Origin of the sequence: Streptomyces bauhiniae (assembly GCF_004784475.1) — a bacterium.
GTDB lineage: Bacteria > Actinomycetota > Actinomycetes > Streptomycetales > Streptomycetaceae > Streptomyces > Streptomyces seoulensis.
In genome coordinates, this window is the sequence record NZ_SRRT01000005.1 from 552,819 (window position 1) to 578,641 (window position 25,823).

22 protein-coding genes are annotated in these 25,823 nt (G+C 68.2%); 10 read left to right on the forward strand and 12 right to left on the reverse strand.

The genetic code is table 11. From position 1 onward, the window contains the following. Positions 1-19 precede the first annotated feature (19 nt). Positions 20-793, reverse strand: a complete 774-nt coding sequence (locus E5083_RS19415) for an MHYT domain-containing protein (protein WP_135786959.1) — start codon at positions 791-793, stop codon at positions 20-22. A 173-nt stretch (positions 794-966) separates the two neighbouring features. Here E5083_RS19415 and E5083_RS19420 point away from each other — a divergent pair, with 173 nt between their 5' ends. Beyond that, positions 967-1,566 carry a class I SAM-dependent methyltransferase gene (locus E5083_RS19420; protein WP_135786960.1) on the forward strand — a complete coding sequence of 200 codons (600 nt, stop codon included), beginning with the start codon at positions 967-969 and terminating at the stop codon, positions 1,564-1,566. Positions 1,567-1,592: 26 nt separating this feature from the next. Here E5083_RS19420 and E5083_RS19425 read toward each other — a convergent pair whose 3' ends face one another. Then, entirely contained in the window at positions 1,593-2,492 is a 900-nt protein-coding gene (locus E5083_RS19425) for an oxygenase MpaB family protein (RefSeq protein ID WP_135786961.1), read from the reverse strand. Between the two features lie 95 nt (positions 2,493-2,587). On the opposite strand from E5083_RS19425, the gene E5083_RS19430 reads away from it, so the two are divergent. Together E5083_RS19430 and E5083_RS19435 are read left to right on the forward strand one after the other, a co-directional pair. After that, positions 2,588-2,884, forward strand: a complete 297-nt coding sequence (locus tag E5083_RS19430; protein ID WP_135786962.1) for a hypothetical protein — start codon at positions 2,588-2,590, stop codon at positions 2,882-2,884. Positions 2,885-3,024: 140 nt separating this feature from the next. Further along, positions 3,025-3,888 (forward strand): hypothetical protein, encoded by an 864-nt coding sequence (locus tag E5083_RS19435; protein ID WP_135786963.1) that lies wholly within the window; start codon positions 3,025-3,027, stop codon positions 3,886-3,888. A gap of 27 nt (positions 3,889-3,915) precedes the next feature. On the opposite strand, the gene E5083_RS19440 is transcribed toward E5083_RS19435, so the two are convergent. Both E5083_RS19440 and xylA read right to left on the reverse strand, forming a co-directional pair. Then, positions 3,916-4,098, reverse strand: coding sequence for a hypothetical protein (locus E5083_RS19440; protein WP_030803508.1), 183 nt, complete (start codon positions 4,096-4,098; stop codon positions 3,916-3,918). A 190-nt stretch (positions 4,099-4,288) separates the two neighbouring features. Beyond that, a complete protein-coding gene (gene xylA, locus E5083_RS19445; RefSeq protein ID WP_135786964.1) occupies positions 4,289-5,455 on the reverse strand; it encodes a xylose isomerase in 1,167 nt (388 codons plus the stop codon). A 159-nt stretch (positions 5,456-5,614) separates the two neighbouring features. Here xylA and xylB point away from each other — a divergent pair, with 159 nt between their 5' ends. The 5 genes from xylB (at position 5,615) to adh (ending at position 12,431) form a co-directional block, all read left to right on the forward strand. Continuing rightward, positions 5,615-7,060, forward strand: a complete 1,446-nt coding sequence (gene xylB, locus E5083_RS19450; protein ID WP_135786965.1) for a xylulokinase — start codon at positions 5,615-5,617, stop codon at positions 7,058-7,060. Between the two features lie 92 nt (positions 7,061-7,152). Beyond that, positions 7,153-8,361 carry an ROK family transcriptional regulator gene (locus E5083_RS19455; RefSeq protein WP_135786966.1) on the forward strand — a complete coding sequence of 403 codons (1,209 nt, stop codon included), beginning with the start codon at positions 7,153-7,155 and terminating at the stop codon, positions 8,359-8,361. A gap of 475 nt (positions 8,362-8,836) precedes the next feature. Then, entirely contained in the window at positions 8,837-9,439 is a 603-nt protein-coding gene (locus E5083_RS19460; protein ID WP_135786967.1) for an N-acetylmuramoyl-L-alanine amidase, read from the forward strand. A gap of 76 nt (positions 9,440-9,515) precedes the next feature. Further along, complete coding sequence (locus E5083_RS19465; protein WP_135786968.1) at positions 9,516-10,850, forward strand: GAF domain-containing protein; 1,335 nt, start codon at positions 9,516-9,518, stop codon at positions 10,848-10,850. A gap of 57 nt (positions 10,851-10,907) precedes the next feature. Next, positions 10,908-12,431, forward strand: coding sequence for an aldehyde dehydrogenase (gene adh, locus E5083_RS19470; RefSeq protein ID WP_135786969.1), 1,524 nt, complete (start codon positions 10,908-10,910; stop codon positions 12,429-12,431). 61 nt (positions 12,432-12,492) lie between these two features. Here the strand turns inward: adh and E5083_RS32160 are convergent, their stop codons facing one another. Genes E5083_RS32160 through E5083_RS31750 form a run of 3 tightly spaced genes read right to left on the reverse strand, consistent with a single transcriptional unit; the run spans position 12,493 to position 14,176 of the window. Continuing rightward, positions 12,493-13,191, reverse strand: a complete 699-nt coding sequence (locus E5083_RS32160) for a hypothetical protein (RefSeq protein WP_341869875.1) — start codon at positions 13,189-13,191, stop codon at positions 12,493-12,495. After that, positions 13,158-13,988 carry a hypothetical protein gene (locus E5083_RS32165; protein WP_341869876.1) on the reverse strand — a complete coding sequence of 277 codons (831 nt, stop codon included), beginning with the start codon at positions 13,986-13,988 and terminating at the stop codon, positions 13,158-13,160. Before E5083_RS32165 ends, E5083_RS32160 begins: the two co-directional genes overlap by 34 nt. Continuing rightward, positions 13,979-14,176, reverse strand: a complete 198-nt coding sequence (locus E5083_RS31750) for a helix-turn-helix transcriptional regulator (protein ID WP_135786970.1) — start codon at positions 14,174-14,176, stop codon at positions 13,979-13,981. The genes E5083_RS32165 and E5083_RS31750 overlap by 10 nt, the downstream gene beginning before the upstream one ends. A 1,174-nt stretch (positions 14,177-15,350) precedes the next feature. Here E5083_RS31750 and E5083_RS19485 point away from each other — a divergent pair. Continuing rightward, the gene (locus tag E5083_RS19485; RefSeq protein ID WP_244317564.1) at positions 15,351-16,904 is read left to right on the forward strand and encodes an RNA-guided endonuclease InsQ/TnpB family protein; all 1,554 of its coding nucleotides are present in this window, start codon (positions 15,351-15,353) and stop codon (positions 16,902-16,904) included. Between the two features lie 304 nt (positions 16,905-17,208). Here the strand turns inward: E5083_RS19485 and E5083_RS19495 are convergent, their stop codons facing one another. Continuing rightward, complete coding sequence (locus E5083_RS19495; RefSeq protein WP_341869877.1) at positions 17,209-17,916, reverse strand: HAD family hydrolase; 708 nt, start codon at positions 17,914-17,916, stop codon at positions 17,209-17,211. Then, on the reverse strand, positions 17,913-19,463 hold the full coding sequence (locus E5083_RS19500) for a helix-turn-helix domain-containing protein (RefSeq protein WP_135786971.1): 1,551 nt from the start codon (positions 19,461-19,463) through the stop codon (positions 17,913-17,915). The genes E5083_RS19495 and E5083_RS19500 overlap by 4 nt, the downstream gene beginning before the upstream one ends. A gap of 153 nt (positions 19,464-19,616) precedes the next feature. Between E5083_RS19500 and E5083_RS19505 the strand changes: the two genes are divergently transcribed. After that, positions 19,617-20,021, forward strand: a complete 405-nt coding sequence (locus E5083_RS19505; RefSeq protein ID WP_135786972.1) for an ATP-binding protein — start codon at positions 19,617-19,619, stop codon at positions 20,019-20,021. 505 nt (positions 20,022-20,526) lie between these two features. On the opposite strand, the gene E5083_RS19510 is transcribed toward E5083_RS19505, so the two are convergent. The 3 genes from E5083_RS19510 to E5083_RS19520 form a co-directional block, all read right to left on the reverse strand. Next, positions 20,527-21,407 (reverse strand): IS5 family transposase gene (locus tag E5083_RS19510; RefSeq protein WP_135786973.1). Its coding sequence is split into 2 segments (ribosomal slippage): positions 20,527-21,047 and positions 21,047-21,407, totalling 882 coding nucleotides; the frame shifts between segments, so codons are not numbered across the junction. Between the two features lie 431 nt (positions 21,408-21,838). Next, on the reverse strand, positions 21,839-22,054 hold the full coding sequence (locus E5083_RS19515; RefSeq protein WP_135786974.1) for a hypothetical protein: 216 nt from the start codon (positions 22,052-22,054) through the stop codon (positions 21,839-21,841). A gap of 66 nt (positions 22,055-22,120) precedes the next feature. Next, positions 22,121-25,432 carry an RHS repeat-associated core domain-containing protein gene (locus E5083_RS19520; RefSeq protein ID WP_135786975.1) on the reverse strand — a complete coding sequence of 1,104 codons (3,312 nt, stop codon included), beginning with the start codon at positions 25,430-25,432 and terminating at the stop codon, positions 22,121-22,123. Positions 25,433-25,823: the final 391 nt, after the last annotated feature.

Here is a 25,823-nt window from a genome sequence, read left to right on the forward strand (position 1 = left end):
CTCTCGGGCCGGGCTTCCGCTAGCGGGCGGCGCCCTCGACGGGCCGTTGGGCGGTGGCGGACGCGTGGCGCTCGTCCGCCGAGGGCGAGAGGGCGACGAAGGCCGAGGTGATGAAGAGGTAGGAGCCGAGGCCCACGGCGAGCGGGAAGATGAACTGCATGGCCGTGGCACCCGGCAGGGTCGCGCCGGAGGGGTCGACGTGGACGCTCACCGCGAACATGCCGCTGTAGTGCATGCTGCTGACGGCCGCCCCCATGACCAGGGAGGCGAGGGTGACCGCGACCGGGGACTTGATGTTCAGGCCCGCCCAGAGCGCGGCCGTCGCGGCGACCACCGCGATCACGACCGACAGCCCGACGAGTACGGGGTCGTAGGACACGTCCCCGTGCAGCCGGACCGCGGCCATGCCCAGGTAGTGCATGCTGGCGACGCCGAGGCCGGTGGTGAGGCCGCCGATCAGAAGGGCGCGGTTGCGGTCCCTGCTGTAGCCGACGGCGAAGACACCCGCGCACACGACGACCATGGCGACGACGAGGCTCAGGATCGTCAGCGGCACGTCGTAGCGGATGTCGGTGCCACTGACGCGGAAGCCGAGCATCGCCATGAAGTGCATGGTCCAGATGCCGGTCCCGATCGCCGAGGCGGCCGTGATCAGCCAGTTGCGGCGCGCCCGGCCGGTCGTCGCCAGCGCGCGCACGGTGCAGCGCAGGCCGAGTGCGGCGCCGATGCAGGCCATCGCATACGAGAGCGCCGGGGTGAGCCAGCCGAAGGCCGCGTGGTCGAGGTGTCCCATGGCCCACGGACGCTAGCCGGGGCAGGGGCGTACACAGGGGGCGCGTTTCGAAAGCTGTCACAACATGACACAGCGGGTGTCCGAACATGACGTGGAGTTGCGGTGAAAGGACCGCATCGGGGCCTATCCCTGTGCGTGCGGCGTCAACGGGGGCGGTGAGAGATCATCGGAGTATGAGCGACGACCACACGCACGTCCAGGAGTTCTTCACCGCGCGGGCGGTCGACTGGGACAGCAAGTTTCCCGACGACGGGCCCGCCTATGCGGCGGCGGTCGCCGAGATGGGGCTGGACGCGGGCGAGCGGGTGCTCGACGCGGGATGTGGCACCGGCCGCGCGCTCCCGTCGCTGCGCGCCGCCGTGGGGTCGTCCGGGACGGTGATCGGGGCGGATCTCACCCCGGCGATGCTGGAGGCCGCCTCGCAGGCCGGGCGAGGCCAGGAAGGTGCCCTGCTGCTCGCCGACGTCACCGCCCTCCCCTTGCGGACGGAATCCCTGGACGCCGTCTTCGCGGCAGGTCTGATCGCCCACCTCCCTGAGCCGAGCGAGAACTTGCGCGAACTGGCCCGCGTGGTGCGGCCCGGTGGCACGCTGGCACTGTTCCACCCCATCGGCCGGGCGGCGTTGGCCGCTCGCCAGGGCAGGCAGCTCACACCCGACGACCTGCGGGCCGAGGCCAATCTCGGTTCCCTCCTCGCGCGTTCCGGATGGCGCATGACGTCGTACGTCGACGAGCCCGGCTACTTCCTCGCGCTGGCGGTGCGCGAGTCCTGAACTCGGACTGGCCGCGGCTGCTCGCCTCAGTCCACCGCGTCGGTCAACTTCACCTGCCTCACCGGGCAACCGCCCACCCCCGGCACCGGGTGTGTGCCCAGATCGGCGGTGCGATAGCCGTCCGGGTAGCTCTTGATCTCCCAGTTCTGCCGGGCGAAGTGAGGCGCGCGGCGCGGCGGAAGCAGCCTGACCAGCCGTCCACGGGTCTTTACGGCACGGCGCACCAGAGAGGTGGCGGTCGCGCTCGGCGCCTCGTAGCGGAAGGCACGCAGCAGGGGCTCGTCGAGGAGGGCGAGCGTCGCCGTACGCAACAGTGGTGCGAGCGGACGCGGATACCAGGACGTCATGAGGTCGAGCGTCGCGTCGGACACCTGCCGGGACCGCTGGTCCCACGCGAAGTGCTCCTTCTCGAAGGAGTCGAGGAGAGCCTCGAACTCCTCGAACGTCGCCGGGATGTCGGGGATGCCCATGTGGCGCCCGAGGGTGCGGTAGTACTCGGTGGTGGCGACGATCTCGTGCCGGGACAACCGCCGCCAGCCGTAGGTGTCGATCCAGCGTCTGGGCATGACGACGAAGGTGGAGAGCACGTAGCGCATGTCGTCGTCGCTGATGTCGTAGCTGCGGTGCATCTGGTTGATGCGCCGGATCGCGGTACGGCCCTCCGGGGCGGCGAAGCCGTGTTCCATGACGGCGTCGAGCAGCAGGGCGGTGTCGTCGTACCGCCGCTGTGTGCGCTCGGTCAGCTCCGCCGTATCGGCCAGCAGCCGGCCGATGCTGGGGACGGCGTAGGTGCGGTAGAGGGCCAGTTCCAGCGCTCGTGTGTAGTCCCACGGGAATTCGAACGCGGCGCTGAGCCGGTAGATCTCCGGGGCGTCGGCGACCGGGTCCATCCGCCGGATCTGGTCGAGCCGTTCGAAGCGTTTCACCGTAAGGTCCCCTTCTGTCGCGCAAGTTCCCACTCTACTTTGAGTAACGAGACATGTGTGATGAGCGAGCCCCGGGCCGGGGAAAGGTGGTTCGCATGTTCGACATGATCCGCAACTACGCCGCCAGGCTGGGTACTTCCCCGCGCGGGGAGGCGCCCTCCGGGCCGAAGCCGCGCGGGCACAACCTCTTCGAAGCCGCGGCTGCCTATGTGACGGCCCGCGCGCGGGACGACCAGGATGGCGTCGAAGAGGCGTCGTCCTGGGTGTCGCCGGAGGCACTCTCCTTCGGTGTGGGCGAGTTGGCGAGCCGAGCCGTGGTCGCCCTCGCCCGCGAGCGTTCCACGACCCCTCGGGCGGTGGCCCGGGATCTGCTGGGCCTGCCGGCGGACTGAGGAGACTCTTGACGGCCACGGGGTGTTTCGCCCCTGTCCGGCAGGAAAACCGCAGCTCCGCCCGGTGCGCGGAGTCGTGACAAGCCTCTCCCCCGCGCACTAGGGTGCGCGCCGACGGACGAACCACTGGGGAGGCTGAGATGGCCGGGTCGGACGATGCACCCGTGGCTGCCGCGGACGAGGCGCTGTACGTGTTGACGGCGGTGCTGCTGACACCGGCGCAGTTCCCGAGCGTGCTCGGTGACGACTATCCCGCGGCCTGCGCGGCGCTGGGCCTCACACCGCTCGAGGAGGGGTACGGCCTGGTTCTCGGGCAGGACGGAGACGGAGCCCGCTGGACGGCCGTCATCGACGACGTGTCCCTGGTCGCGGTGGCGATCGCTTCCTGGGACTGCGGCATGGAGTACGAGTTGTCGCCCGACGAGCGGACGCTCGTGGCGGCCCTGCCCGGCTGGCCTCTGGCGCTGGCCGTCGCCGCTCCCGACGTACCCGCCCCGCACGACCCGGACACCGAGTCCACGGACCCCCCTCCTCTCACCCCACCCGACACCAGCACGTGGGGACCGGCCCAGCGGCGACTCGGCGCCGACGAGATAGCACTTCAGTGGGCCGAGTGGCGCGGTCGGCTCGACGACGCGGATGTCCTGCCGAACAAGCAGGCTTCCGGAGCCGAGGCACCCGCTCCGGAGACCGAAGCAGCACCGGAGACCGAGCCAGAAGGCACCGCCAAGCCCGGCCGTCCCGGCGTCCGCCAGGTGCTCGCGGAGGCACGCGCCTACATCGACGCCCCGCCGCCGCTGGGACGCGTCCGCTCGTCGTTCGCCCCCGGAGACGCGCGGACCCTGCGGGCCGACGGTCCCGGCTGGTCAATCGTGGCCCGCACCGACGACATCGCGTTCATCCTGCTCGACGCGGAACCCGGCGAAGTCATCCCCGTGGGACGCGGCCCGGAGCTCCCCGGCCTGCTGGAAGGACTGGACAAGATCGCCGTACGTCCGCTGTGACCCCGCGCGAAGCCGCGCCCAAAGGCGTCAGCGGCCTATCTCCTTGCGCGCCACCCGGCGCAGCCTGCGCCGCTGCGAGGGGTCCAACGTCAGGTACGCGGCGGCGGGCACGCCCACGATGATCAGAAGCGCCACCCACCAGGGCAGCCAGAACAACAGGATCAGCCCGACCGCCACGCCACCTACGGCGACCTTCGCGTTTCTCGACATGAACTCCGCCTCCTCCGTCACGACCCACTGCCGCTCTCTGCATGGGAAACGGTCCCGAGCGCCTCACGGTTCCGGCCGCCGACCCTGAGACATCCCTGAAGCCGACCCTGAGGAACCCCTGAGACCCGGTTCGAAGGGCACCGCAGGACGCGCGTGACCAGCCGCAACGGACTGGCCACGCGCGATTCCGTCAGCCTCGGGCGCCGAGCAGGTGGTCCATCGCCAACTGGTCGAGCCGCTCGAAGGCCATGCCCCGCGCGGCGGCGGAGTCCACGTCGAAGTCCTCGAAGGCCGAGCTGTCGGCCAGCAAGGCGTCGAGCCCGTCCGCGGCCGTGGGCTGGGCCAGCTCGTCAAGCCGAGACGCGCGAAGTGCCTCCTGCACCTCCGGGTCGGCGCGGAAGGCGGCCGCACGGTCCTTCAGGATGAGGTAGTTGCGCATGCACCCGGCGGCCGAAGCCCAGACACCGTCGAGGTCCTCGGTGCGCGGCGGCTTGAAGTCGAAGTGCCGCGGACCCTCGTAGCCGGCGCTTTCCAAGAGGTCGACGAGCCAGAAGGCGGCCCGGAGGTCACCGGCTCCGAAGCGCAGGTCCTGGTCGTACTTGATGCCCGACTGGCCGTTGAGGTCGATGTGGAAGAGCTTGTCCGCCCACAGCGCCTGCGCGATGCCGTGCGGGAAGTTGAGCCCGGCCATCTGCTCGTGCCCGACCTCGGGGTTGACGCCGTACAGCTCGGGGCGCTCCAGGCGCTCGATGAAGGCGAGGGCGTGGCCGACGGTGGGGAGCAGGATGTCGCCGCGCGGCTCGTTCGGCTTGGGCTCGATAGCGAAGCGGAGGTCGTAGCCCTGGGCGGTGACGTACTCGCCGAGGAGGTCGAACACCTCCTTCATGCGGTCCAGGGCCGCCCGGACGTCCTTGGCGCCACCGGACTCGGCGCCCTCCCGGCCGCCCCAGGCGACATAGGTCTTGGCGCCCAGTTCGGCGGCGAGGTCGATGTTCCGGATCGTCTTGCGGAGCGCGTAGCGGCGCACGTCGCGATCGTTGGCGGTGAACGCGCCGTCCTTGAAGACGGGGTGGGTGAAGAGGTTGGTGGTCGCCATCGGCACGGCCATGCCGGTCGCGTCCAGGGCCTGGCGGAAGCGCTTGATGTGCGACTCGCGCTCGGTCTCGGAGGCGCCGAAGGGGATCAGGTCGTCGTCGTGGAAGGTCACGCCGTGGGCGCCCAGCTCGGCCAGGCGCTGCACCGACTCGACCGGGTCGAGGGCGCGGCGGGTGGCGTCGCCGAACGGGTCCCTCCCCTGCCAGCCGACGGTCCACAGGCCGAAGGTGAACTTGTCCTCGGGGGTGGGCTGGTAGTTCATGCCGCGGCTCCTTGGTGCGTACGACTATTTCGTCATGGCCGTTTACAAATTAGTATGCGAAGGCGCCTCTGGGAAGAGACCAGATGTTCTCGACGCCGGGGCGCCATCGATGAACGGCGTCGCTGCCGGTCGATGACGCCGCGGAAGAGGGAGAGCCCGATGTCAGCAGCCGAGGGTCCGCTCGTCGTCGGTGTGGACACGTCCACCCAGTCCACGAAGGCACTGGTCGTCGACGCGTCCACCGGGCAGGTGGTGGCGAGCGGCCAGGCCGCGCACACGGTGACCTCGGGCGCGGGACGGGAGAGCGATCCGCGCCAGTGGTGGGACGCGCTGTGCGAGGCGCTCCGCCAGTGCGGCGACGCGGCGCACGAGGCGGCGGCGGTGTCGATCGGCGGCCAGCAGCACGGCCTGGTCACGCTCGACGCGCACGGCGAGCCGGTACGTCCCGCGCTGCTCTGGAACGACGTGCGCTCGGCCCCGCAGGCGCGCCGCCTCGTGGAGGAGTTGGGCGGCCCGGATGCCTGGGCGGAGCGCACGGGAAGTGTGCCGGGGGCGTCGTTCACGGTGAGCAAGTGGGCCTGGCTGGCGGAGCACGAGCCGGACGCGGTCCGCGCCACCAGGGCGGTGCGCCTCCCCCACGACTACCTCACCGAGCGCCTCACCGGCCTCGGCACGACCGACCGCGGCGATGTCTCCGGCACCGGCTGGTGGGCGTCCGCGACGGAGTCGTACGACGAGGAGACCCTGGCGCACGTGGGACTCGACCCCGCGCTGCTGCCTCGGGTGGTGCGGCCCGGCGAGGTGGCGGGCACCGTGCGCGACGGCCACGACCTGCCGTTCTCCAAGGGTGCGCTGGTGGCGCCGGGCACGGGGGACAACGCTGCCGCCGCCCTGGGTCTGGGCCTGCGCCCCGGCACTCCGGTGCTCAGCCTCGGTACCTCGGGCACGGTGTACGCGGTCTCCAAGCGCCGCCCCACCGACCCGACCGGCACGGTGGCGGGTTTCGCCGACGCGCACGGCGACTGGCTGCCGCTGGCCTGCACCTTGAACTGTACCCTCGCCGTGGACCGGGTCGCGGCCCTGCTGGGACTGGACCGGGAGGCCGTGGAACCCGGCACCTCGGTCACCCTGCTGCCGTATCTCGACGGTGAGCGCACCCCCAACCTGCCCCACGCCTCGGGTCTGCTGCACGGCCTCCGCCACGACACGACCGCCGGTCAGGTGCTCCAGGCCGCCTACGACGGCGCGGTGCACTCGCTGCTCGGCGCACTCGACCTGGTTCTCGACGAGGACGCCGACCGCAGCGCTCCCTTGCTGCTGATCGGCGGCGGCGCCCGCGGCACGGCCTGGCAGGAGACGGTGCGCCGGCTGTCCGGGCGGCCGGTACAGATCCCCGAGGCGAAGGAACTGGTCGCCCTCGGCGCGGCCGCGCAGGCCGCGGGGCTGCTGACCGGCGAGGACCCGGCGGCCGTAGCTCGCCGTTGGAACACGACGGAGGGAAGGGTCCTGGACGCCGTGGAGCGGGACGAGGAAGCCCTGAGCCGGATCGCCGGGGTACTCTCCGACGCGTCCCCGCTGCTGGAGCGGGGTGCGGACTCTCTCTGACCCCGCCCAAGAGGATTGCGCTCCAGGTCCGGCAGCGAGCTACCGAACCACAAGCCGAGCAGGGACCACGGACACCGAGGATCGACGGAGGCATGACCGCACCGCCGCACGACAGCCGACCCGCGGGCAGCGGACGCGCCCTGCCGGACACCCAGCAGGGCATGCGTCGCCGCAACCTGGCTCGGGTCATGCACGCCGTCAGCTCGGACGGCCCGCTGTCGCGCGCCACGGTCGCCTCGCGCATCGGTCTCACCCGGGCGGCAATCTCGTCCCTCGTGGACGAGTTGATCCGTTGGGACCTCCTGGAGGAACTGGGCCCCGAACGACCGAGCCGGGTGGGACGACCCGGCTCCGCGCTCGCGGTGAGCGGGCGTGGTCCGGCGGGGATCGGGGCTGAGATCGGGGTGGATCATCTCGCGGTGTGCGCGGTCGACCTGCGGGGCTCGGTTCGTGCGCGGGCCGTGCGGCGCGGCGCGAACCGAGGGCGCTCCCCCGAAGCCGTGGCCGAGGAACTGACCTCCCTTCTCCAGCAGGTCACGGCCGAGGTGGAGAAGGACGGCCTGTGGGTCGCCGGGCTCGCGGTCGCCGTTCCCGGTCTGATCGCCCGCGACGGCCGTACGGTCGTGCGCGCCCCCAATCTCGGCTGGCACGACGCTGACCTCGGCGGTGTACTGCCCGGCGGGGTACCGCTGACCGTGGACAACGAGGCCAACTTCGGCGCGCTGGCGGAGCTGTGGCTCGGTGCCGGCACGCCGGGCGACTTCCTCCATGTGTCTGCGGAGATCGGCATCGGTGCGGCGATCGTCGTGAACGGTCAGTTGCTGCGGGGCACCCGTGGCTTCGCCGGAGAGCTGGGCCATGTCCCGGTCCGTCCGGACGGGCCTCCCTGTCCATGCGGCGGACGCGGCTGCCTGGAGCAGTACGCCGGAGAAGAGGCCGTCCTGCGGGCGGCCGGGATCGAACCCCGCCAGGACGTGGTTGGGGTGCTCGCGGAGCAGGCCGAAGCGGGCGACGAAGACGTGCGCTCGGCGCTGCGGGAAGCGGGTACGGCGCTCGGCATCGCCCTGACCGGGGCGGTCAATCTCCTGGACCCGGACACGGTCGTCCTCGGCGGTGCGCTGGCGGCCCTCTCGCCATGGCTTCTCCCCTCTCTGCAACGTGAGCTGCGCAGTCGCACAGCCGGTCCGGCTTGCCCTGTGGCGGTGTCCGAGCTGGGGCCGGAGGGTCCGCTGCTCGGTGCCGCGCATTCGGTGGTACGGGCCGTGCTGGATGATCCGGCGATGGCGGCGGAACGGCCCTGACACTTCGGCGGTGCCCGTGGCGAAAGCCCGCCACGCCCGCCGACGCCCGAAGTCCCTCGAACGGGTGGCCGACTTATCCACAATCCGCCAGTTGTCCACGGACTCGGCGCTCACCCTTCTGCCCAACTCCCCCGCGCCGTACCGTGATTCACGCGAGCCGCAACCGCCGGGCCTAAGCGGCGGAAGCCCAGGCCGTACACGTGCTGAGCACCATCTGCCACATGCATCGGGGGATACATGTACGCGAAAGCGACCGGCGCACGACGCCACAACCGACACCACCACGACCATTCCCGGTTCCCGCCGACCGGAGCTGACACTGTGTCGGTCATACGTGCGGGGGCTCCGCTGAGCCGGACGTGCACCCCCGCCGTACGCACGCATCCGCACACACCATGGTCCCGCGCATTCGCACCCTCAACTGCCAAGTCACACAAGGCAGATGACACCTCACACTGCTGAAGGGCAGCCGACGATGGAGACGAACCAGCCCCGTACCCACCTCACCCGACGCGGCATCCTCAAGGGCGCGGCGCTCGCCGCTGTCCCCTATGCACTCCTCCCCGGCCCCCAGGCGGCCGCGCAGGCGGCGGTGGACTACCCGCCCGGCGAATGGCAGCCCGCGAGCAGCGGCAACTACACGGTGTCCAGCCGGCCGACGGCCTACAAGATCGACCGGGTGATCATCCATGTCACCCAGGAGACCTACACCAACACTCTGGCCATCTTCCGGAACACCGACAAGAAGGTGTCGGCGCACTACCTCGTGCGCTCGGCGGACGGCCATGTCGCCCAGTGCGTCCGGGAAGCGGACATCGCCTGGCACGCCGGCGACTGGGGCTACAACACCCGGAGCATCGGCATCGAGCACGAGGGCTGGGTGGACGAGCCGGCCTACTTCACGAACGCGCTCTACGAACAGTCCGCGAGACTGACGGCCGCGGTGTGCAACAAGTACGGCATCCCGAAGGACCGGGAGCACATCATCGGCCACTACCAGGTACCCGGCACCGATCACACCGACCCGGGGGTGAACTGGGACTGGGTCCGCTACATCAGACTCGTCAATTTCTCCTGACCTCATGCCGGCCCGGTTGTCCGCGGCGGAGCCGCGCGTGACGATGACCCAGTTGATCCCTCGCAGGGAGGACGAGTTGACCGATCAGTGGGTGGCTCTGGAGCCGGGAGCCGACCCAGACGAAAGAGTTCGGGCGCTACGCCGAGCGCATGAGACCTTCACGACCGTCGGTACGGTCCCGCGTCCGGTCCGGCCGGTGGTGGCCGAGTCCTGGCGGCGCAGCGCGCGGGCCGGCGTCGGGCCGGACGGCACGGCGAGTGTGGAACTGACCGACGACGACCTCGGCGCATACCGCGCCGAACATCCGCTGGCCCAGGTGATGCCGCTGGTTCGGGAGCTGGTGGGCACGTTCGCCGCCGAGGGTTCGCATCTGCTCGCGGTGTGCGACGCGCACGGCAGGCTGATGTGGGTCGAGGGGCATCCGACGACGCTGCGGCAGGCGGACCGGATGAACTTCGTGCCCGGGGCGCGCTGGTCGGAGGCGGCGGTCGGGACCAACGCGCCGGGCACGGCGGTGGCGGTGGACCGTCCGGTGCAGGTCTTCGCGGCCGAGCACTTCATAAGGCGGGTGCAGCCGTGGACCTGCGCGGCCGCGCCGATCCACGATCCGCACACCGGCCGGGTCCTGGGAGCCGTCGACATCACCGGCGGGGACGGTCTGGCACATCCGCACAGCCTGGGCTTCGTGCAGGCGGTGGCACGCGCGGCCGAGTCGCAGCTCAGCCTGGTCACCCCGCCGAGGCAGGCGGAGGACACGGTCACATTGAGCGTGCTGGGCCGGGACGAGGCGGAACTCCGTCCGGGTGGCGGGCGCCGGGTGAGGCTGAGCCGTCGGCACAGCGAGGTTCTCGTGCTCCTGGCCCGGCATCCCGAGGGCATGACCGGGGACGAACTGCTGTGCGCGCTGTACGCGGACGAGTCGGTGACACCGGTGACCCTGCGGGCCGAGTTGGCCAGACTTCGCCCGCTGCTGCCGCCCGGGCTGCTGGCGTCGCGGCCCTACCGGCTCTCCGTGCCGGTCGAGTGCGACGCGGCGCTGGTGGAACGGCAGTTGGAGACGGGTGCGCTCACGGCCGCCATACGGGCGTACCGCGGCCCCCTGCTGCCGAACTCCCAGGCCCCGGCGGTAGTGGGCCTGCGACGCCGACTCGCCGGGGCTCTGCGAACGGCGCTGATCACCCGTGGCGACCCGGATCTGCTCGCGGACTGGGCGCACGCGCCGTGGGGTGAGCACGACCTGGCGGTCTGGCGGGCCTTGGCGGCCGTGCGGCCGACCGCACCGGTGCGGGCGCGGATCGCGGCGCTGGAGGCCGAACTGTCCGTGCCGGGGGTACCGGGCCGACGCCCTCAGGTCCGTCAGACACCCTGGGTGACCAGCGGTGCAACATATTCGCAACGTCCGCCCGTCTAGCCTGCACGACGGGAGCTGCCCAATGGCGGGCAGCGCTGCACCGGGAGGCACATCAGCATGACCCGTTACGCGACGCCCGGCTCCGAGGGCTCGATCGTCTCCTACCAGCCGCGCTACGACCACTTCATCGGCGGGGAGTACGTGCCGCCGGCGCGCGGGCAGTACTTCGACAACCCGTCGCCGGTCAACGGGCAGCCGTTCACCGAGATCGCGCGCGGTACCGCGGAGGACGTCGAGCGGGCACTCGACGCGGCGCACGCGGCCGCGCCCGGCTGGGGCCGTACGTCGGTGACGGAGCGTTCGGACATCCTGCTGAAGATCGCCGACCGCATGGAGGCGAACCTCGAGTCGCTGGCGGTGGCCGAGACCTGGGAGAACGGCAAGCCGGTCCGCGAGACGCTGGCCGCGGACATCCCGCTGGCCATCGACCACTTCCGTTACTTCGCGGGGGCGATCCGCGCGCAGGAGGGGTCGCTGGGTGAGATCGACGACGACACCGTGGCGTACCACTTCCACGAGCCGCTCGGGGTCGTCGCGCAGATCATCCCGTGGAACTTCCCGATCCTGATGGCCGCCTGGAAGCTGGCGCCCGCGCTCGCGGCGGGCAACGCGGTCATCCTGAAGCCCGCCGAGCAGACCCCGGCGTCCATCCACTACTGGATGAATCTGATCGCCGACCTGTTGCCGCCGGGCGTGGTCAACATCGTCAACGGCTTCGGCGCGGAGGCGGGCAAGCCGCTGGCCTCCAGTGCCCGGGTGGCGAAGGTGGCGTTCACCGGGGAGACCACGACCGGGCGGCTGATCATGCAGTACGCCTCCGAGAACATCAAGCCGGTGACGCTGGAGCTGGGCGGCAAGTCTCCCAACATCTTCTTCGACGACGTCTGGGCGCACGACGACGACTTCCGGGACAAGGCGCTCGAGGGCTTCACCATGTTCGCGCTCAACCAGGGCGAGGTGTGCACCTGCCCCTCCCGGGCGCTCGTCCAGAGCGGCCACTACACCGACTTCCTGGAGGCGGCCGTGGCCCGCACCCAGCAGATCAAGCCGGGGCACCCGCTCGACACCGAGACGATGATCGGCGCACAGGCGTCCAACGACCAGTTGGAGAAGATCCTCTCCTACCTGGACATCGGCCGCCAGGAGGGCGCCAAGGTGCTCACCGGCGGCGAACGTGTCGAGTACGACGGTGAGCTGAAGGGCGGGTACTACGTCCAGCCGACCATCTTCGAGGGCGACAACCGCATGCGGATCTTCCAGGAGGAGATCTTCGGCCCGGTCGTCTCGGTAACGTCCTTCGACGACTTCGACGACGCGATGAAGCTGGCCAACGACACGCTGTACGGCCTCGGCGCGGGCGTCTGGACCCGCGACATCAACACCGCCTACCGCGCCGGCCGCACGATCCAGGCCGGCCGCGTCTGGACCAACTGCTACCACGCCTACCCGGCCCACGCGGCCTTCGGCGGCTACAAGCAGTCCGGGATCGGCCGGGAGAACCACAAGATGATGCTGGAGCACTACCAGCAGACGAAGAACCTCCTGGTGTCGTACTCACCGAAGAAGCTCGGCTTCTTCTAGACACAGAAAAAGGGCGCCTGACCAGGGCAGATGCCCGGCAGGCGCCCTTCTCGGCGCACATCTAAGCAACGAGTCGAAACACGCCCTTACTCCCGATATCTCCCACCCGTATCCCAGCTCTGACCAGCAGTTCCGGGGCATTTCCGGGCCAAGATCCCGCTAAGGCGCTCTCCGCATCATCATCGTCCGTCGCCTCCTCCCATCGCCGCATGGAGTCTTCGATCAAGGTGTTGGCGTGGTTCCGCGCATCAGCCAGGAACTTGGCGTAGTAGCGGAAGAGGACCTGGATGCTCTGACCAGCCCGGCGCGCACACTCCGCGGGGTCGACGCCAGAGGCCAACCAAAACGAGATGCCGGCGTGGCGCAAGTCGTAGGGACGCTTCGCCAGGTCAAGGGCGTGCTCGTCAATCGTAAGAACAGCCTCACGTGCTCGCCCCCAGGTGATCCCATACGCCGAGGCATCGATGTAGTTCCCCGCTGCGTTGCGGAACAGACGTCCGTCGGGAGCAACGCCGAAGCTTCGTATATGTTCGCGCAATATACGGACGAGCACTGGAGGAATCGGCACCGGGCGTGTCGCCTTGGCTGCCCGCCGTTTCAGGGAGTGGATCTCGTAGACGGCGCCGTCGTCCGTCCACTCCTTACCAGCAGTCACGACGCCGCCCTTCAGGTTCAGAAGACCCCAGCCACTCGCTGGAAGACGGCACTGGGATTTCTGCAAATGGATCACCTCGGCTGGGCGCATGGCGGCGTAGTACATGCAGCCAAGAAGGCGTACAGGTGAGGCCCACGGCCAGGTAGAACTCTCACTGCGGAAAGCAATCGGGCAACCTGAGCCGGGTTCGGCACGCAGTCAGGGTCGACTTCATCGGCGACTTCCGGCGCTGTCCAACGAAGACCGATCAGCGGGTTCTGCGCGAAGTATCCGCGTTCAACGGCTACACCAAACACCTCGTTGACCGCAGCCCTCTTTCGCTTCACAGTCTTCGCGGCGGCGGCCGTTCCGTCGACCTTCCGGCACAGTGCGTCGAGGCCACGCCGCAGCACATCGGGATCGTCCAACTCACCTACAGGCAGGGAGTGGCGCTGCAGCCAGTCCAATGCCGTCTGCCACTCTTCTGACGAATCGACCTTCCAGGCGTTCTTGTTGAAGGCCCACGAGTAGAGGGCTCGCCGCAGCACGCGGGGCTCCCGATAGCTGGCTCCTGGTTCAACGAAGGCTGGCGTGATGGTCGCCAACGCATCTGCCAGCGTGCGTCGCGTGTTCCCTGGTGTTCGGTCCCACCGTTGCTCGATGTACTCCCGGGCCAGGACGTACCAAGTGGTCCGCTGCTTTAGGGCGCGGATTTCGGAGGCCGGCAGACCCATCCGGATATCGAAGGGTTCGCCTTCGCGAGCGGCGGTCATGAGCTTGGCGCGACGACTCTCCGCCAGTCCCTTGGTGAGGAAGGACTCGGACTTCTCACGCCCGTTGACCGTCCAACGAACCTCAAATCCCTTGCGGCGGTCGGACCGCTCGCGAATGTCCCAGAACCGGACCTTATAACTCATCGCCATTCAGGCATATCCCTTTCGCACGCATCCCACCACGCATCCAAGTCGGCGCGGCGACAGCGCAATTCACCATTGGGCAGCTTGATCATCTGGGGTGCCTGACCGCGAGCGCGTAGGCGGTAGAAGGCCGATGGGCTCATCCGGATTTCCGCTAGAACCTCGGCGAGCTTGAGCGCAGGTGGACGAGCCATTGATATTTCCTCGGGGATTCCGGATTTGTCGGTCGCCTAAGCCACGTCGGGGCGAAGGATGGCCACGCGCGATGCAGTTGGGGACGCAATTAGGGGCGTGGTGAGTTGACCGCTGGTTTCTGTCGGACGGCCACCCCAAAAGGCCAGGAAAGCCAGCGCGCCATGGGCATAAGCCTGAAGTCCTTCCTCCGGCGAGGTGCCCGCGGCGGTCTCGCTACTGGCACCGGCGATACCTGTCGAGCCGAGGACAGCACCTTGCTCTTGGACGGAACGAGTTCCTTCGCCACCTCGGTGTTCACAGCAGCTCCACCGCCAAGCGCAGCCGCAACGAACACCTCAAGGGTCTGGAGAAGTGCCGGTTTGGCTAACCGGCAATTGGCGGCTATGTTGCGGGCCGCTTCACGCCTCGGACCCCTTTTGGGGCTCGTCATCTTCGGGGCGAAGAAGGTATGAGCGTGGGGCTTTGGGAGCGCTACCCGAGACGACAGGATGCTGAGCCACATACGCGAGGGCGACGCGATCAGCGAGGTAACCTCGCTGCAAGATATTTTCACCGAATAGGCCCGTCGCGAAGACACAGGGCCCCGTTGAGGCCCCAAAGTGCTCACCTACTGTTCGACCGGCCCGAGCGTTCAGCGCGCCGATAACGAGCAGTACGGGAGAGGTGAGACGAGCAGATGGGATAGCGAAATCGGACAGGCTGGGCCTCCGGATCAGGAACCATGTCGGCGGCGGCCCATGCAACGCTGACTCTGAGCAGATTCGGAGTCGAGCAACAGCGCCGCCTGAAATGCTTTTTTGCGGGACGTTGTACGTTGACATGCTGTTGCGTAGCTATCCAGTGTCTTCGCGGACTATCTTGTCTGCCGTAGGCGAATCCGTATTTGCGGCCGCCCCAGAAGGCATCACCATGTCTTCGTCGCCAAACGGCTCCACCCCTCGACGAGCGTTTGACTACACCCGGGCGCGCCAGGACCGTGGCCGACGGAGAGTGAAAGCTTGCCTCGTAGAGCCGGAGCGCGGCACGATCTCACCGCCCCAGCCCGACCGTAGAAACCCGTGCGGCGCCGCCCGTCCAGCGGCGTGGGAGGAAGGACCAGACCCCGGTTGTCAGTGGCAGCGGCTAGGGTCTGGACCGACTAGACGGCAGCGCTGGTGAAGGAGGGGAGGCAGCATGCAGCAGGAGATCCTCAAAGCATTCCGGTTTGCGCTAGACCCCACTCCTAGCCAGCTAGAGGGCCTTGCCCAGCATGCCGGCGCCGCGCGGTGGGCGTTCAACCACGCGCTCGGGATGAAGGTGGCCGCGCATCAGCAGTGGCGCAGCGCCGTTCAGGAGCTGGTGGATAACGGGATGTCAGAGGCCCAGGCGCGCAAGGAGGTGCGCGTGCCCGTGCCGACGAAGGCGGTCGTCCAGAAGCACTTGAACCAGATCAAGGGTGACTCGCGCGGCGATGCATTGCCGGATGGCAGCCTGGGGCCGGAGCGGCCCTGTCCGTGGTGGCACGAGGTGAACACACATGCCTTCCAGTCCGCTTTCATCGACGCCGACCGGGCATGGAAGAACTGGCTCGACTCCCTGAAGGGCACCCGAGCTGGCCGGCGGGTGGGATACCCGAGGTTCAAGAAGAAGGGGCGCGCCCGCGAAGCGTTCCGGCTGCACCATAACGTGAAGCAGCCGACCGTTCGGCTAGAGAGCTATCGTCGGCTCCGACTTCCGACCATCGGCTCGGTGCGCTTGCACGACACCGCCAAGCGGATGAGCCGTTCGATCGGGCGAGGCGATGCGGTAATCCAGTCGGTAACGGTATCCCGCGCAGGGCAACGGTGGTACGCCTCCGTCCTCTGTAAGGTCAACGCCGACCTTCCTGACCAGCCCACTCGCCGCCAGTGGGACCGCGGCCGCGTCGGTGTCGACCTCGGCGTCAAGCACCTCGCCGTCCTGTCCCAGCCTCTGGAGACCGACGCAGCCACCACAGCTTTCGTCAGCAACCCCCGTCACATCAGGAAGGCAGAGCAGCAGCTCGCCAAGGCCCAGCGCGCCCTTTCCCGAACGCAGAAGGGGTCGGCGCGCCGCGCGAAGGCCCGCCGCCGAGTCGGCCGCGTGCACCACGAAGTCGCCGTCCGACGCAGCACCGTCCTGCACGCACTGACCAAACAACTGGCGACTCGCTTCGCCGAGGTGGCGATCGAGGACCTGCACGTCTCCGGGATGACCCGGTCATCCTCCGGCACCCCCGACAAGCCCGGCCGACACGTCAAGCAGAAGGCCGGCCTCAACCGGGCCATCCTCGACACCGCCCCCGGCGAGCTGCGCCGCCAGCTCACCTACAAGACTCGCTGGTACGGATCCACCCTCGCGGTCCTCGACCGCTGGTTCCCCTCCAGCAAGACCTGCTCCGCCTGCGGATGGCAAAACCCACGCCTCACCCTCGCGGACAGGACGTTCCACTGCACCAACTGCTCCACCACGATCGACCGAGACCTCAACGCCGCACGCAACATCGCCCAGCACGCGGTCCTCGCCGATCAACTCCTCGCCCCCGGTAGAGGGGAGACACAAAACGCCCGCGGAGCCCCCATAAGACCACCCGGCCCTCGGGCCGGAGGACAGGAGGCGATGAAACGGGAAGACACCAGCCCAGCAAGGCCGGTGCCACCTCAGCGGAGCGATCCGCTGACGCTCTTCACCCTCGACGACACAGGACACGAAACGGCAAAGCGCGCCTAGAGCCGCAGGTCAGGAAGTGTCCGGGCCGTGCGCGTGGGGAGCGACCGTCAGCTCGGTCACGATCGAGGTCGTTGAGACCGTCCGGGCCGTGCGCGTGGGGAGCGACCGGAATCGAGGAACCCATGCACCTGAACATCCCCGTCCGGGCCGTGCGCGTGGGGAGCGACCGTTTCCTGGGACATCACCCAGGCGTGCGCGAGGGTCCGGGCCGTGCGCGTGGGGAGCGACGGGGGCTACGGCTTGGACATAGCCGTACACAAGGCCGGGCCGTGCACTGGGGAGCGGTGGGAGATGGCACCCCGACTCACGTGGACTGCTCGATGAGTTCGACTAGTCGCGAAGCGTCGGTGAGGTCCGGGATGACATGGTGCGCTCCGGCGGCGGTGAGTTCGTGATGCGGAGTGGTCCCAGACGCGACAGCGATAACGCGGGCTCCTCCTTCTTGTCCGGTGCGGACGTCCTCAAGGGAGTCACCGATGATCACGGTCGTTTCGCGGGTGAACTCGCAGCTGTAGTTGCCCCCCGCCCGCTGCTGCGCGACACGCACCAGCGAAGGGCGGTGGGAGTTGTCGGACGCGTATCCACCGCTGGCGAGATCAAGGTGCTTGTCGAGACCCAGAGCCCTGAGCTTGATCTCGGCGCTTCCTCGCAGATTGCCGGTGACTACTGTAGGCACGAACTCAGGCTTCCGGTGGACAGCCGCGAGCGCGGCGGCGGCACCGGGCATGACTTTGCCCATGCGTACGAGGTCGCGCTGGTGGCTCCCGAGCTGGTCGGGCATTCGCTGGATGATTTTGTGAGCGAGTTCCTCAACCCGCATCGGCTCCACCGAGTTGACGCGCAAGAGTTCCCGCACAGCGAGTGGCATGGTCACCCCGGTTCCGCGCGCGGGAAGATGCTCGGCGGGGCGGCCGACTACCTCTTCAAACAGCTCGCTGTACACCCGCCGATCGATGTCGCCGGTGTACAGCAGAGTGCGATCGATGTCCCAGAGGACGAGGGTCAGATTCACGCCACCACCCGCTCGCTCAGTACGCTTCGCCCCCGGTCGAGGAGATCTTGCACGGGCCTGTAATCCCGGTTGAGACGGGCTTCGTCCAGCATGGTTCGCAGGTGATCGTCGAGACGGGCGGAGCGTACTCGATCCACCAGGTCAAGGACCTCGTGCGCGGTGAGGCAAGCAGCATCGGCGTCCCCGGCCCGCATCTGGGCCACTGCGGCGCGTGCGAGGAACTGGGCACTGGTGCGTGTCTGATCGAGCAGCAGAACCTTACGTGCGTCAGCGAAAGCAAGGGCGGCTTGGTCCGGCTTGCCTAGATCGAGGTAGCAACTGCCGGTCTGCCCAAAGATCTCACCCGGATTGATCCAATACAGCCAGTGCGGGTCATCCTCACCGGCCCCCCGCCTGCACAGCTCTTCGGTTTCGCCAAGTGCCGCTTTGACGTGGTGCTCTTCGCGTAGCTTGGCGTGCCCTCGGGCCTGACGGGTGAGAAGCATGGCGTGCAACGCCGGCGCGTCCTGGTCCGTGATGGCCTGGCGTGCTGCACGAGCTGCCGTGATGGCGTCGCGAGGGTCGCCTGCGGAGTATCCGTGGATTGCCAGGAACCCGAGAGCGCCGGCGCGTAGGCGGGAGTCCCCTGAGGCATGAGCCGCTCGGAGCGCCCCGAGAAAGAGGTGTTGCGCGGCGTTGTGGTTGCCGCTGTCGAACGTGTACCAACCGGCCTGTGAGGCGGTGTCGGCCGCAACGGCTGCCAGACGGCGGAGGAGGGCTTGGTTGCAGCGGCCGTTCTTGAGCAGTCCGACCAGCATCTGCAAGTGATAGCGGGCGGTCTCGGCGAGGGCCCCGCTGCCGCCCACGGCGTCGGCGCGGCGCAGAGCGTCGGTGGTGCCTTGCAGAGAGTCGATCAAACTCTCGGTGACGGTGGTGGTGCCGGAGGACGCCAGAGCCTCTACCGGGGCGACAGCGGACTGCATGACGTATTGAGTGAGGGTAGCGCCGCTCAGGGCGGTGAGCACGCGGCGTCGTTTCATGGCGGTGGTACCTCCGATTGCCACTTCAAGTGACGCCACCATACGGTCCGCCGTCCAGGGCAGCGCCGCCTCAACCGCTGGGCTAAGACCTGGTTTTGGTGCATTCCGGCTGAGAGGCGCCAGGAGCAGATGCTGTAGATCTTCAGGAATCCCGAGACCATTCAGCAGGTCAAGGAGGGTAGCGGGGCTGCCGACCTGTTTACGGCCCTGCTCCAGGGCTGAGATGAAGGACTGAGGCAGGGTTGTCAGGTCGCGTACAGCAATTTGCGATAGTCCTGACCGTTTGCGTACTAGGCGTAGTACTTCACCGAAGTCCCACTCGGCCAGGGCTTGGTGGACGGCCTCTTGCCGCCACGCCCGGTCGGGCACCCCAGGGGCGGACTTCGCCTTCGCGCACGCAGCGCAGAGGTCCCCCGAGTTGTACTGGCTCAGCTCGGTCGCGCACTGCGCGCAGGTACGGATCGGCGATTTCAAAGCATCCCCCTGAACGGAACCCTCAACCGCTCCACACGATAGGCGGGATTCCATATCTCTACAGAGATATCTCTACAGAGATAGGTCTAAGGCCGCTACGGAATCACACTCGTGTCCCCTGAAGCTCCCCATGTTGGGGAGGTCGGTCGCGGCGAGAGCAAGCCCGTCCGTGCACGATCCAATGCCCGTTCACTTGGGAGGCCCCGGATGACTCTGGACCGAGCTGGTGCGTTGGCCTTCGTACCCGATGTTGGGCCGACGGCGCCTCCCTTTGAGGTGGTGTTCGCAGCGGAGCGCTTCTGCGTGCCGATCGCACGTCGGGTGGTCATCCGCTACCTGGCGGTTCACCATCTGGACGCGGCGCCGTTCGAGGATGTGGCCGTCGTCATCTCCGAGTTGGTGACCAACGCCGTCGAGTACGGCGGCAGGGGCGGAGTCGGCCTTCGGCTTCGTTGCGACGACGGCGAACTTCGCGTTGAGGTCAGGGATAACCGCCCCGAACTCCAGGCCGTCGCCGATTACTACAGTGCTCTCCGCGCGAGCGGAGGTGAACCGGACGCCGAGATCGCCGCGCGGTGGTGGCTGGAGTGCTCTCCGCGCGAGCGGAGGTGAACCGATCCCCGCCCGCGTGGTGCGGCAGATCCTCGGCTGCTCACCGCGCGAGCGGAGTTAAGCCGCCAGTCAGGAGCCAGCCGAACTTGCGGGGGGGTGTGCTCTCCACTCCTCCAGGTCTGCCACCCCTGGCGGCTTTCTGTATAGCAAGGTCCAAGGGACGATCTGCGCGCGCACGGGCACGCCCCTCAATCAAGGACCTCGACCCGAGGACGAGGGGGGCCCGCGCCCGCGCAGGGGATGGTCTCTTCGATTCCGCCCGTCTTCCGTCGCCCCGATGGCCACGGTGACGTAGAGGGCTGAGTGGGCGCCCCTCAGCGGTGGGAGTCCCCTGGGACTTTCGTGGGACTTCCGGCCTCATCAAGCGGCACGAGCGTGAAACAGTCGAAAGGTCATTTGCGCAGGTCAGCGAGCATGGGTCACTCGTCGCCGCAGGCCACGGCGTTGGCTGGTCTCTTCCGGGACAACTGACCAGAACGGGGCCGGCTAGGTTCTGTCCGGCGGATCACTGACGGAGCCAGAGCCGGATCGCAGTGGCGGCGGCCGTGCCGTGGAAGACGTAGGCCCGCTTGTCGTAACGAGTCGCCACCGCGCGGGAGTTCTTGAGCTGATTGATGGTCCGCTCGACCTCATTGCGGCGCCGGTAGGGGTCGCGGTCGAAGCCGGTGGGCCTGCCGCCTGCGCTACCTCTGCGGCGGTGGTTGGAGCGCTGGTCCTTCGGCTCCGGGATCGTGTGCCGGATGCGGCGTCTTCGCAGGTAGGCGCGGTTTCGATGGAAGCTGTATGCCTTGTTCCCGCTGGCGTGGTCCGGCCGCGTCCGGGATCGTCCGCCCAGCGGTCGGGGAACCCGAATCCGGTCCATGACCTCGGCCATCTGTGGGGCGTCGCCCCACTGGCCCGGCGTGAGCAGAAGGGCCATGGGGCGGCAGCCGCCTTCGCAGGCGAGGTGGATCTTGCAGGTCAGACCGCCCCGGGACCGTCCGAGTCCCTCGTCGGGGCGGTGGTGCCGGGGCATCGTCCTTTTTTCGGGACCCGCGGACGGGCTTTGCGGGCGTCGGCTGCGTGCTGATGGGCCCGGCAGGACGTCGAGTCGACGCCGACCATCGACCAGTCGATCCGCCCGGCGAGGTCGGCGTCGGCCTGGACCGACTGCAGGATCCGGTCCCAGGTTCCGTCCGCCGACCAGCGGCGATGCCGTTCGTAGACGGTCTTCCACGAGCCGTAGCGTTCCGGCAGATCACGCCACGGGACACCGGTCCTGACCCGGAACAAGATGCCGTTGGCCACCGTGCGGTGGTCGTTCCTCCGGCCGCCCCGGCCACCCGAGGGTGGCAGATGCGGCTCCAAAAGCGACCACTCGCAATTCGTCAGATCCTCCCGACCCATGCCCGAGCCAACGAGCGACCTGCCAGAAGGTCACATGATCCGCCGGACAGAACCTAGCTGGCGACCGGGCGGCGGCGGCCTCGATGCGCATGGAATCGAGTGGCTGCGGCGCCTCTCAGGTCTTGGTGGCAGCAGCTCGCACGGGGTATGCGACAGAGGCCGTCGACCTGGTGGCTCTTGCATGAGCCAGCAGGTCGACACGCCTGTCAGCGACCCGTGAGCCAGGCCACCAGGAGGCTGGTGGCTCTGTCACGGAACGACGAAGAGTATGTGGACGACGTGCTATTGGCGCCGCTTTCGAGCTACGACGATGGGGATCACTACACAGGCCACCGCAATGAGGAATAGTACGATCCCAAGGGGGCCTCCCGGGGTTACGCCTCGATGCGCGAGTTCCATGACTAAATCCTTTCTGTGCGTACGCCGGTGCTCTACCGGCGCTGCGATCGCAAGGAGAGCCATACGGCGATGCACAGGGCGTCCACTACCAGTGCCACGAGTAGCGGGGCGAACGCGGCACCCCAACCGCCCTTGGTCCACAGGATCGCGGAAATCACGTAGAGAACCAGCGTGCTGATGATCACCATGACGGCGTTGCGCTTGATCGCCTTGTCGGACCCGTACAGGCCCTCGAAGAATCTCGCCATATCTCTTTCCGAAGGTCGTGGGTGGCCGCGCATCACGCGGCCACCCGGTTGACGGGTATGTCGGTACTACAAGTTGCTCTCGACGGTGCTCGCGGTCCAGTCACCTACTGCCGTGCTCGCGTATGCACATCCGACCTCGACGGCAACTGCCCCTACGCCGGCGGTCGGTGCTCCGGCGAATCCGGCTACGAACTGGCACGCGGACTCGACGGCGATACCGGCAGCCAGACCGGCGGCTTGTCCCCAAAGGGCGTCGGTGTCGCCCTTCAACCCGCTGGAGACAGCGTCGGACACCTCGCTGGCGTCGTCCACTGCGTCGGTCACGCTGTACAGCCCACTGGGGTCGATGCGGTTGACGGGGTCGCCTTCGGCGTAGAGGTAGGGGTTCTGTTCCTGGCCGGAGGGGTCGGGTTGGGTGAAGCGGCCGAGGTTGGCGTCGTAGTAGCGGGCGTTCAGGTGGTAGAGGCCGGTGGGGTCCTGGTAGTTGCCGGCGAAGCGGTAGGGCTGGGCCACCGGTTCCGTGGACTGGGCCAGGATGCGGACGCCGCGGGGGCTGTAGGTGTAGCTGTCGACCTTGTTGCCGTCGATGTCGGCAAGGCCGATCACCGAGCCGAGTGCGTCGGTGAGGTAGTAGTAGCTCTTGCCCCCGGTCGTCATGGAGTTGAGGGTGCCCCCGGGTTCCCGGTTGAAGCCCATGTCGGTTCCGGCGGTGGTCTTCGCGGACAGGCCGAGGGGGCCGTTGTGGAAGAGGGTGTCGCCGAGCTTGATGCGTTCGCTCTGGTCGGTGGAGCCGTACTGGCCTGCGTACGCCTTGCCGTTGACGGTGATCGACGACATCTGGGAGTGGTCGGTCCAGGTCTCGGCGGTGCGGGTGTAGTCGCTGGTGGAGTCGGCGGCGGTCTCGTTGCCGATCTGGTCGTAGGACCAGGTGCCGGTGCTGCCGGACTTGCCGGTGACTTCCTGGGCGTCGTTGTAGGTGTAGGCGGTGCCGCGCGGGCAACCGGGGTCGGTGCCCTGGCTGGTGAGGTTCCCGGCGAGGTCGTAGCAGTACTGCCAGGAGTCCGTGATGCTGCCGGCCTTCTCCTCCTTGGCGTAGGAGAAGCGGCCCGCGCCGTCGTAGGTGTAACTGCGCTTCAGACCGGTGACGTTGTCGGTCTGGGTGCGGATCTTGCTGCCGTCGGTGGCGCCGTTGGTGCCGTATCCGTAGGTGTAGGCCAGGTCGACCAGGGTGCCCTGGTCGGAGGTCACCTTGATGGCCTTGGGACGGCCGGAGTTGTCGATGTCGACCTTCTGCACCGTGCCACCGGGGTACGTGGTGGTCTTGCGTACGTCGTTGTTGTTGTAGTCATACGTGGTGCTGCGGCCCTGGGGGTCGGTGAGCTGCCCCAGCTTGTTGACCTCGTTCCAGGTGTAGTCGGTCTTGCCGGCCGGGTCCTGGTAGTAGTCCACGTTGCCCGCCGGGGTGTAGGCGAGCAGCGTCTGAGAGCCATCCTGGAGGTGGCGGACGGTCTCGCGCTGCAGCGGGTCGAACTCGTAGGAGATGGTGCCGGTGGCGTCAGTGCGCTGGGTGAGGTTGCCGTCGCCGTCGTAGGTGTAACTCACCTGCGCGTGGTGGGTGGAGTCCACCGCGCGGATGCGGTCGCGGTTGTCGTAGGTGTACGTGACGGTGACGCCGCGGGCGTCGGTGACGGTCTTGGTGCGGCCCAGGGCGTCGTAGGTGTACGTCGTCTTGTCCAGCGGGGCCGGCGGCGTGACGCGGTCCAGGTTGCCCTGGGCGTCGTAGTGGAAGCCGGTCGTGACGGTCTTGGACGACGTCATCTTCGTCTTCGCGGAGCAGCGCTGGCCCTCGAAGCCGCCGCAGGTCGGCGTGGCGGGGTTGTAGTCGTAGGTGACGTTGCCGCCGCCGGTGCCGGTCTGGGCGACGGAGGTGGTGTTGCCGACGCTGTCGTAGCCGAAGGTGGTCTTCTCGCCGTCGGCATTGGTGGAGTCGGAGGGGTGGTCGCCGCCGGCGATGGTCTGCCAGTGGTTCGTCGTAAGGGCGCCGGTGGGCGTCTTCGCGGTCTCCAGGTTGTTGCGGGAGTTGAAGCCGTAGTCGGTGACGTTCCCCGGAGTGGTGCCCGAGCCCATCGCGTCGGTGGCCGTGTCGATGTTGTGGTTGGCGTCGAACTTGGTGGACCGCTTGTGCTGGAGGGCGTCGGTGACGTCGGTGACCTGGCCGTCGCCGTCGTGCTTGTAGGCGGTGGCGTGGAGCTCGGGGTCCTTGGCCGTCGTGGTGCCGGCGGCCGTTGCCGACGCCGCGCTGTAGGTGTACGTCCAGGTCGGGCCGGTGTCGCCGGAGCCGTTGAAGCCGGTGGCCCGCAGCATGGAGGTGACCCGGTTGACGTCGTCGTAGCTGAAGACCGTCACCCGTCCCTGGGCCGTGGTGATCTTGCTGATCCGGTTCGAGGAGTCGTAGCCGAAGGTGACCGTCTTGCCCTCGGTGTCCGTGGTGCCGGTGAGGTTGCCACCGGCATCTACGGCGTAGGAGGCGGTGCGGCCGGTGCTGTCCTTGGCCTGCCAGAGGGTGGCGCCGGCCTTGGTCAGGTCGATCCAGCGCCCGGAGCGGGTCTCGGTGAGTTTGAATCCGCCGCCGGTGTGCTGGGTGACGGTGAGCGTGCCGTGGTTGCGGTCGGTGACCTTGGTGAGCTTGCCGCTCGCGTCGTAGGTCTCCTTGGCGCCCGACTTCCACTTGCCCAGGGTGTAGGTGCCGTCGGTGTTCTTCTTGAGGTCCTGCGAGTAACCCGTCGGCGTGGTGAAGGAGCCGTCGGTGTTCTTCTTGAACCGGACGGTCGCGCCCGAGGCGTCGTAGAGGATCGCCTCACTGGAGGAGACCGAGAGGTAGCGCTCGTACTGCTGCCACCATCGCTGGGAGACCTGGCCGTACGGTGCGTCCAGGGAGTTGTACGTCCGCGCCAGGCGCAGCTGCTGACCCACTCCGGCGATGTCGAAGTCGGTCGCCGTCAGCATCAGGTTGCCGGTCGAGTAGTCGATCCTCGCCGTCAGCGCGTCGGTGATCGCGAAGCTGGTGGAGCGGTGCCAGGGGACATCGCCCTGACCCTCGGGGACGAGGTTCATCACCGACGCCCGCGCCGCCGACGCGGGGGCCTTCGCATGGGCGCGCTGCTCGCGCAGCCACGGTAGGTACGCCGCGTCGCTCGGCGCCTTCGACGGCTTCGACTTCACCGGCCGGTTCGCGCCGACCTTCACGGCCGGCATCTTGAAGTGCGGGCCGTGCTTGCCCCACGCCGAGGCGGGCTTGCCGTCCGCCGCGACCGCTGCCGTGGCCGGCAGGACGGCTGCTGCCAGTGCCGCAGCCGTCACCGCGGCCAGCGCCCCCATCGGTGATCTTCTCCGAGCACGCCGAGAAGGCGCGCTCCAAGCACGCTCAAGCATGATTCCCCCCACGGGAAGACAGAACCGGCAGCCCCACTGGCCACCGGACCCGCAGACGTTTTCACAGGAATCACACAAAGGTCCGGGAAATACCCGTGAATCGCTCATCCATGCGGGGGAGGAATCCGCCGCTCCCCTTTAAGTAGCCAATCCATTGCAAATAAGGACAGATAGCAGCATCGGACCTCGCGTATGCCTCTGTGGAAGCAGATGTATGCGGCATACAAACGGCTGAAAGCGGCCGGGCTCCCGAGCAGTTGCAAGTCAGGTCGGGCGCTGCTCATCAATGCGCCCATAAGACTTTTGGTCCTCGTCTGCGCCGCGCTGCGGGTGCGCA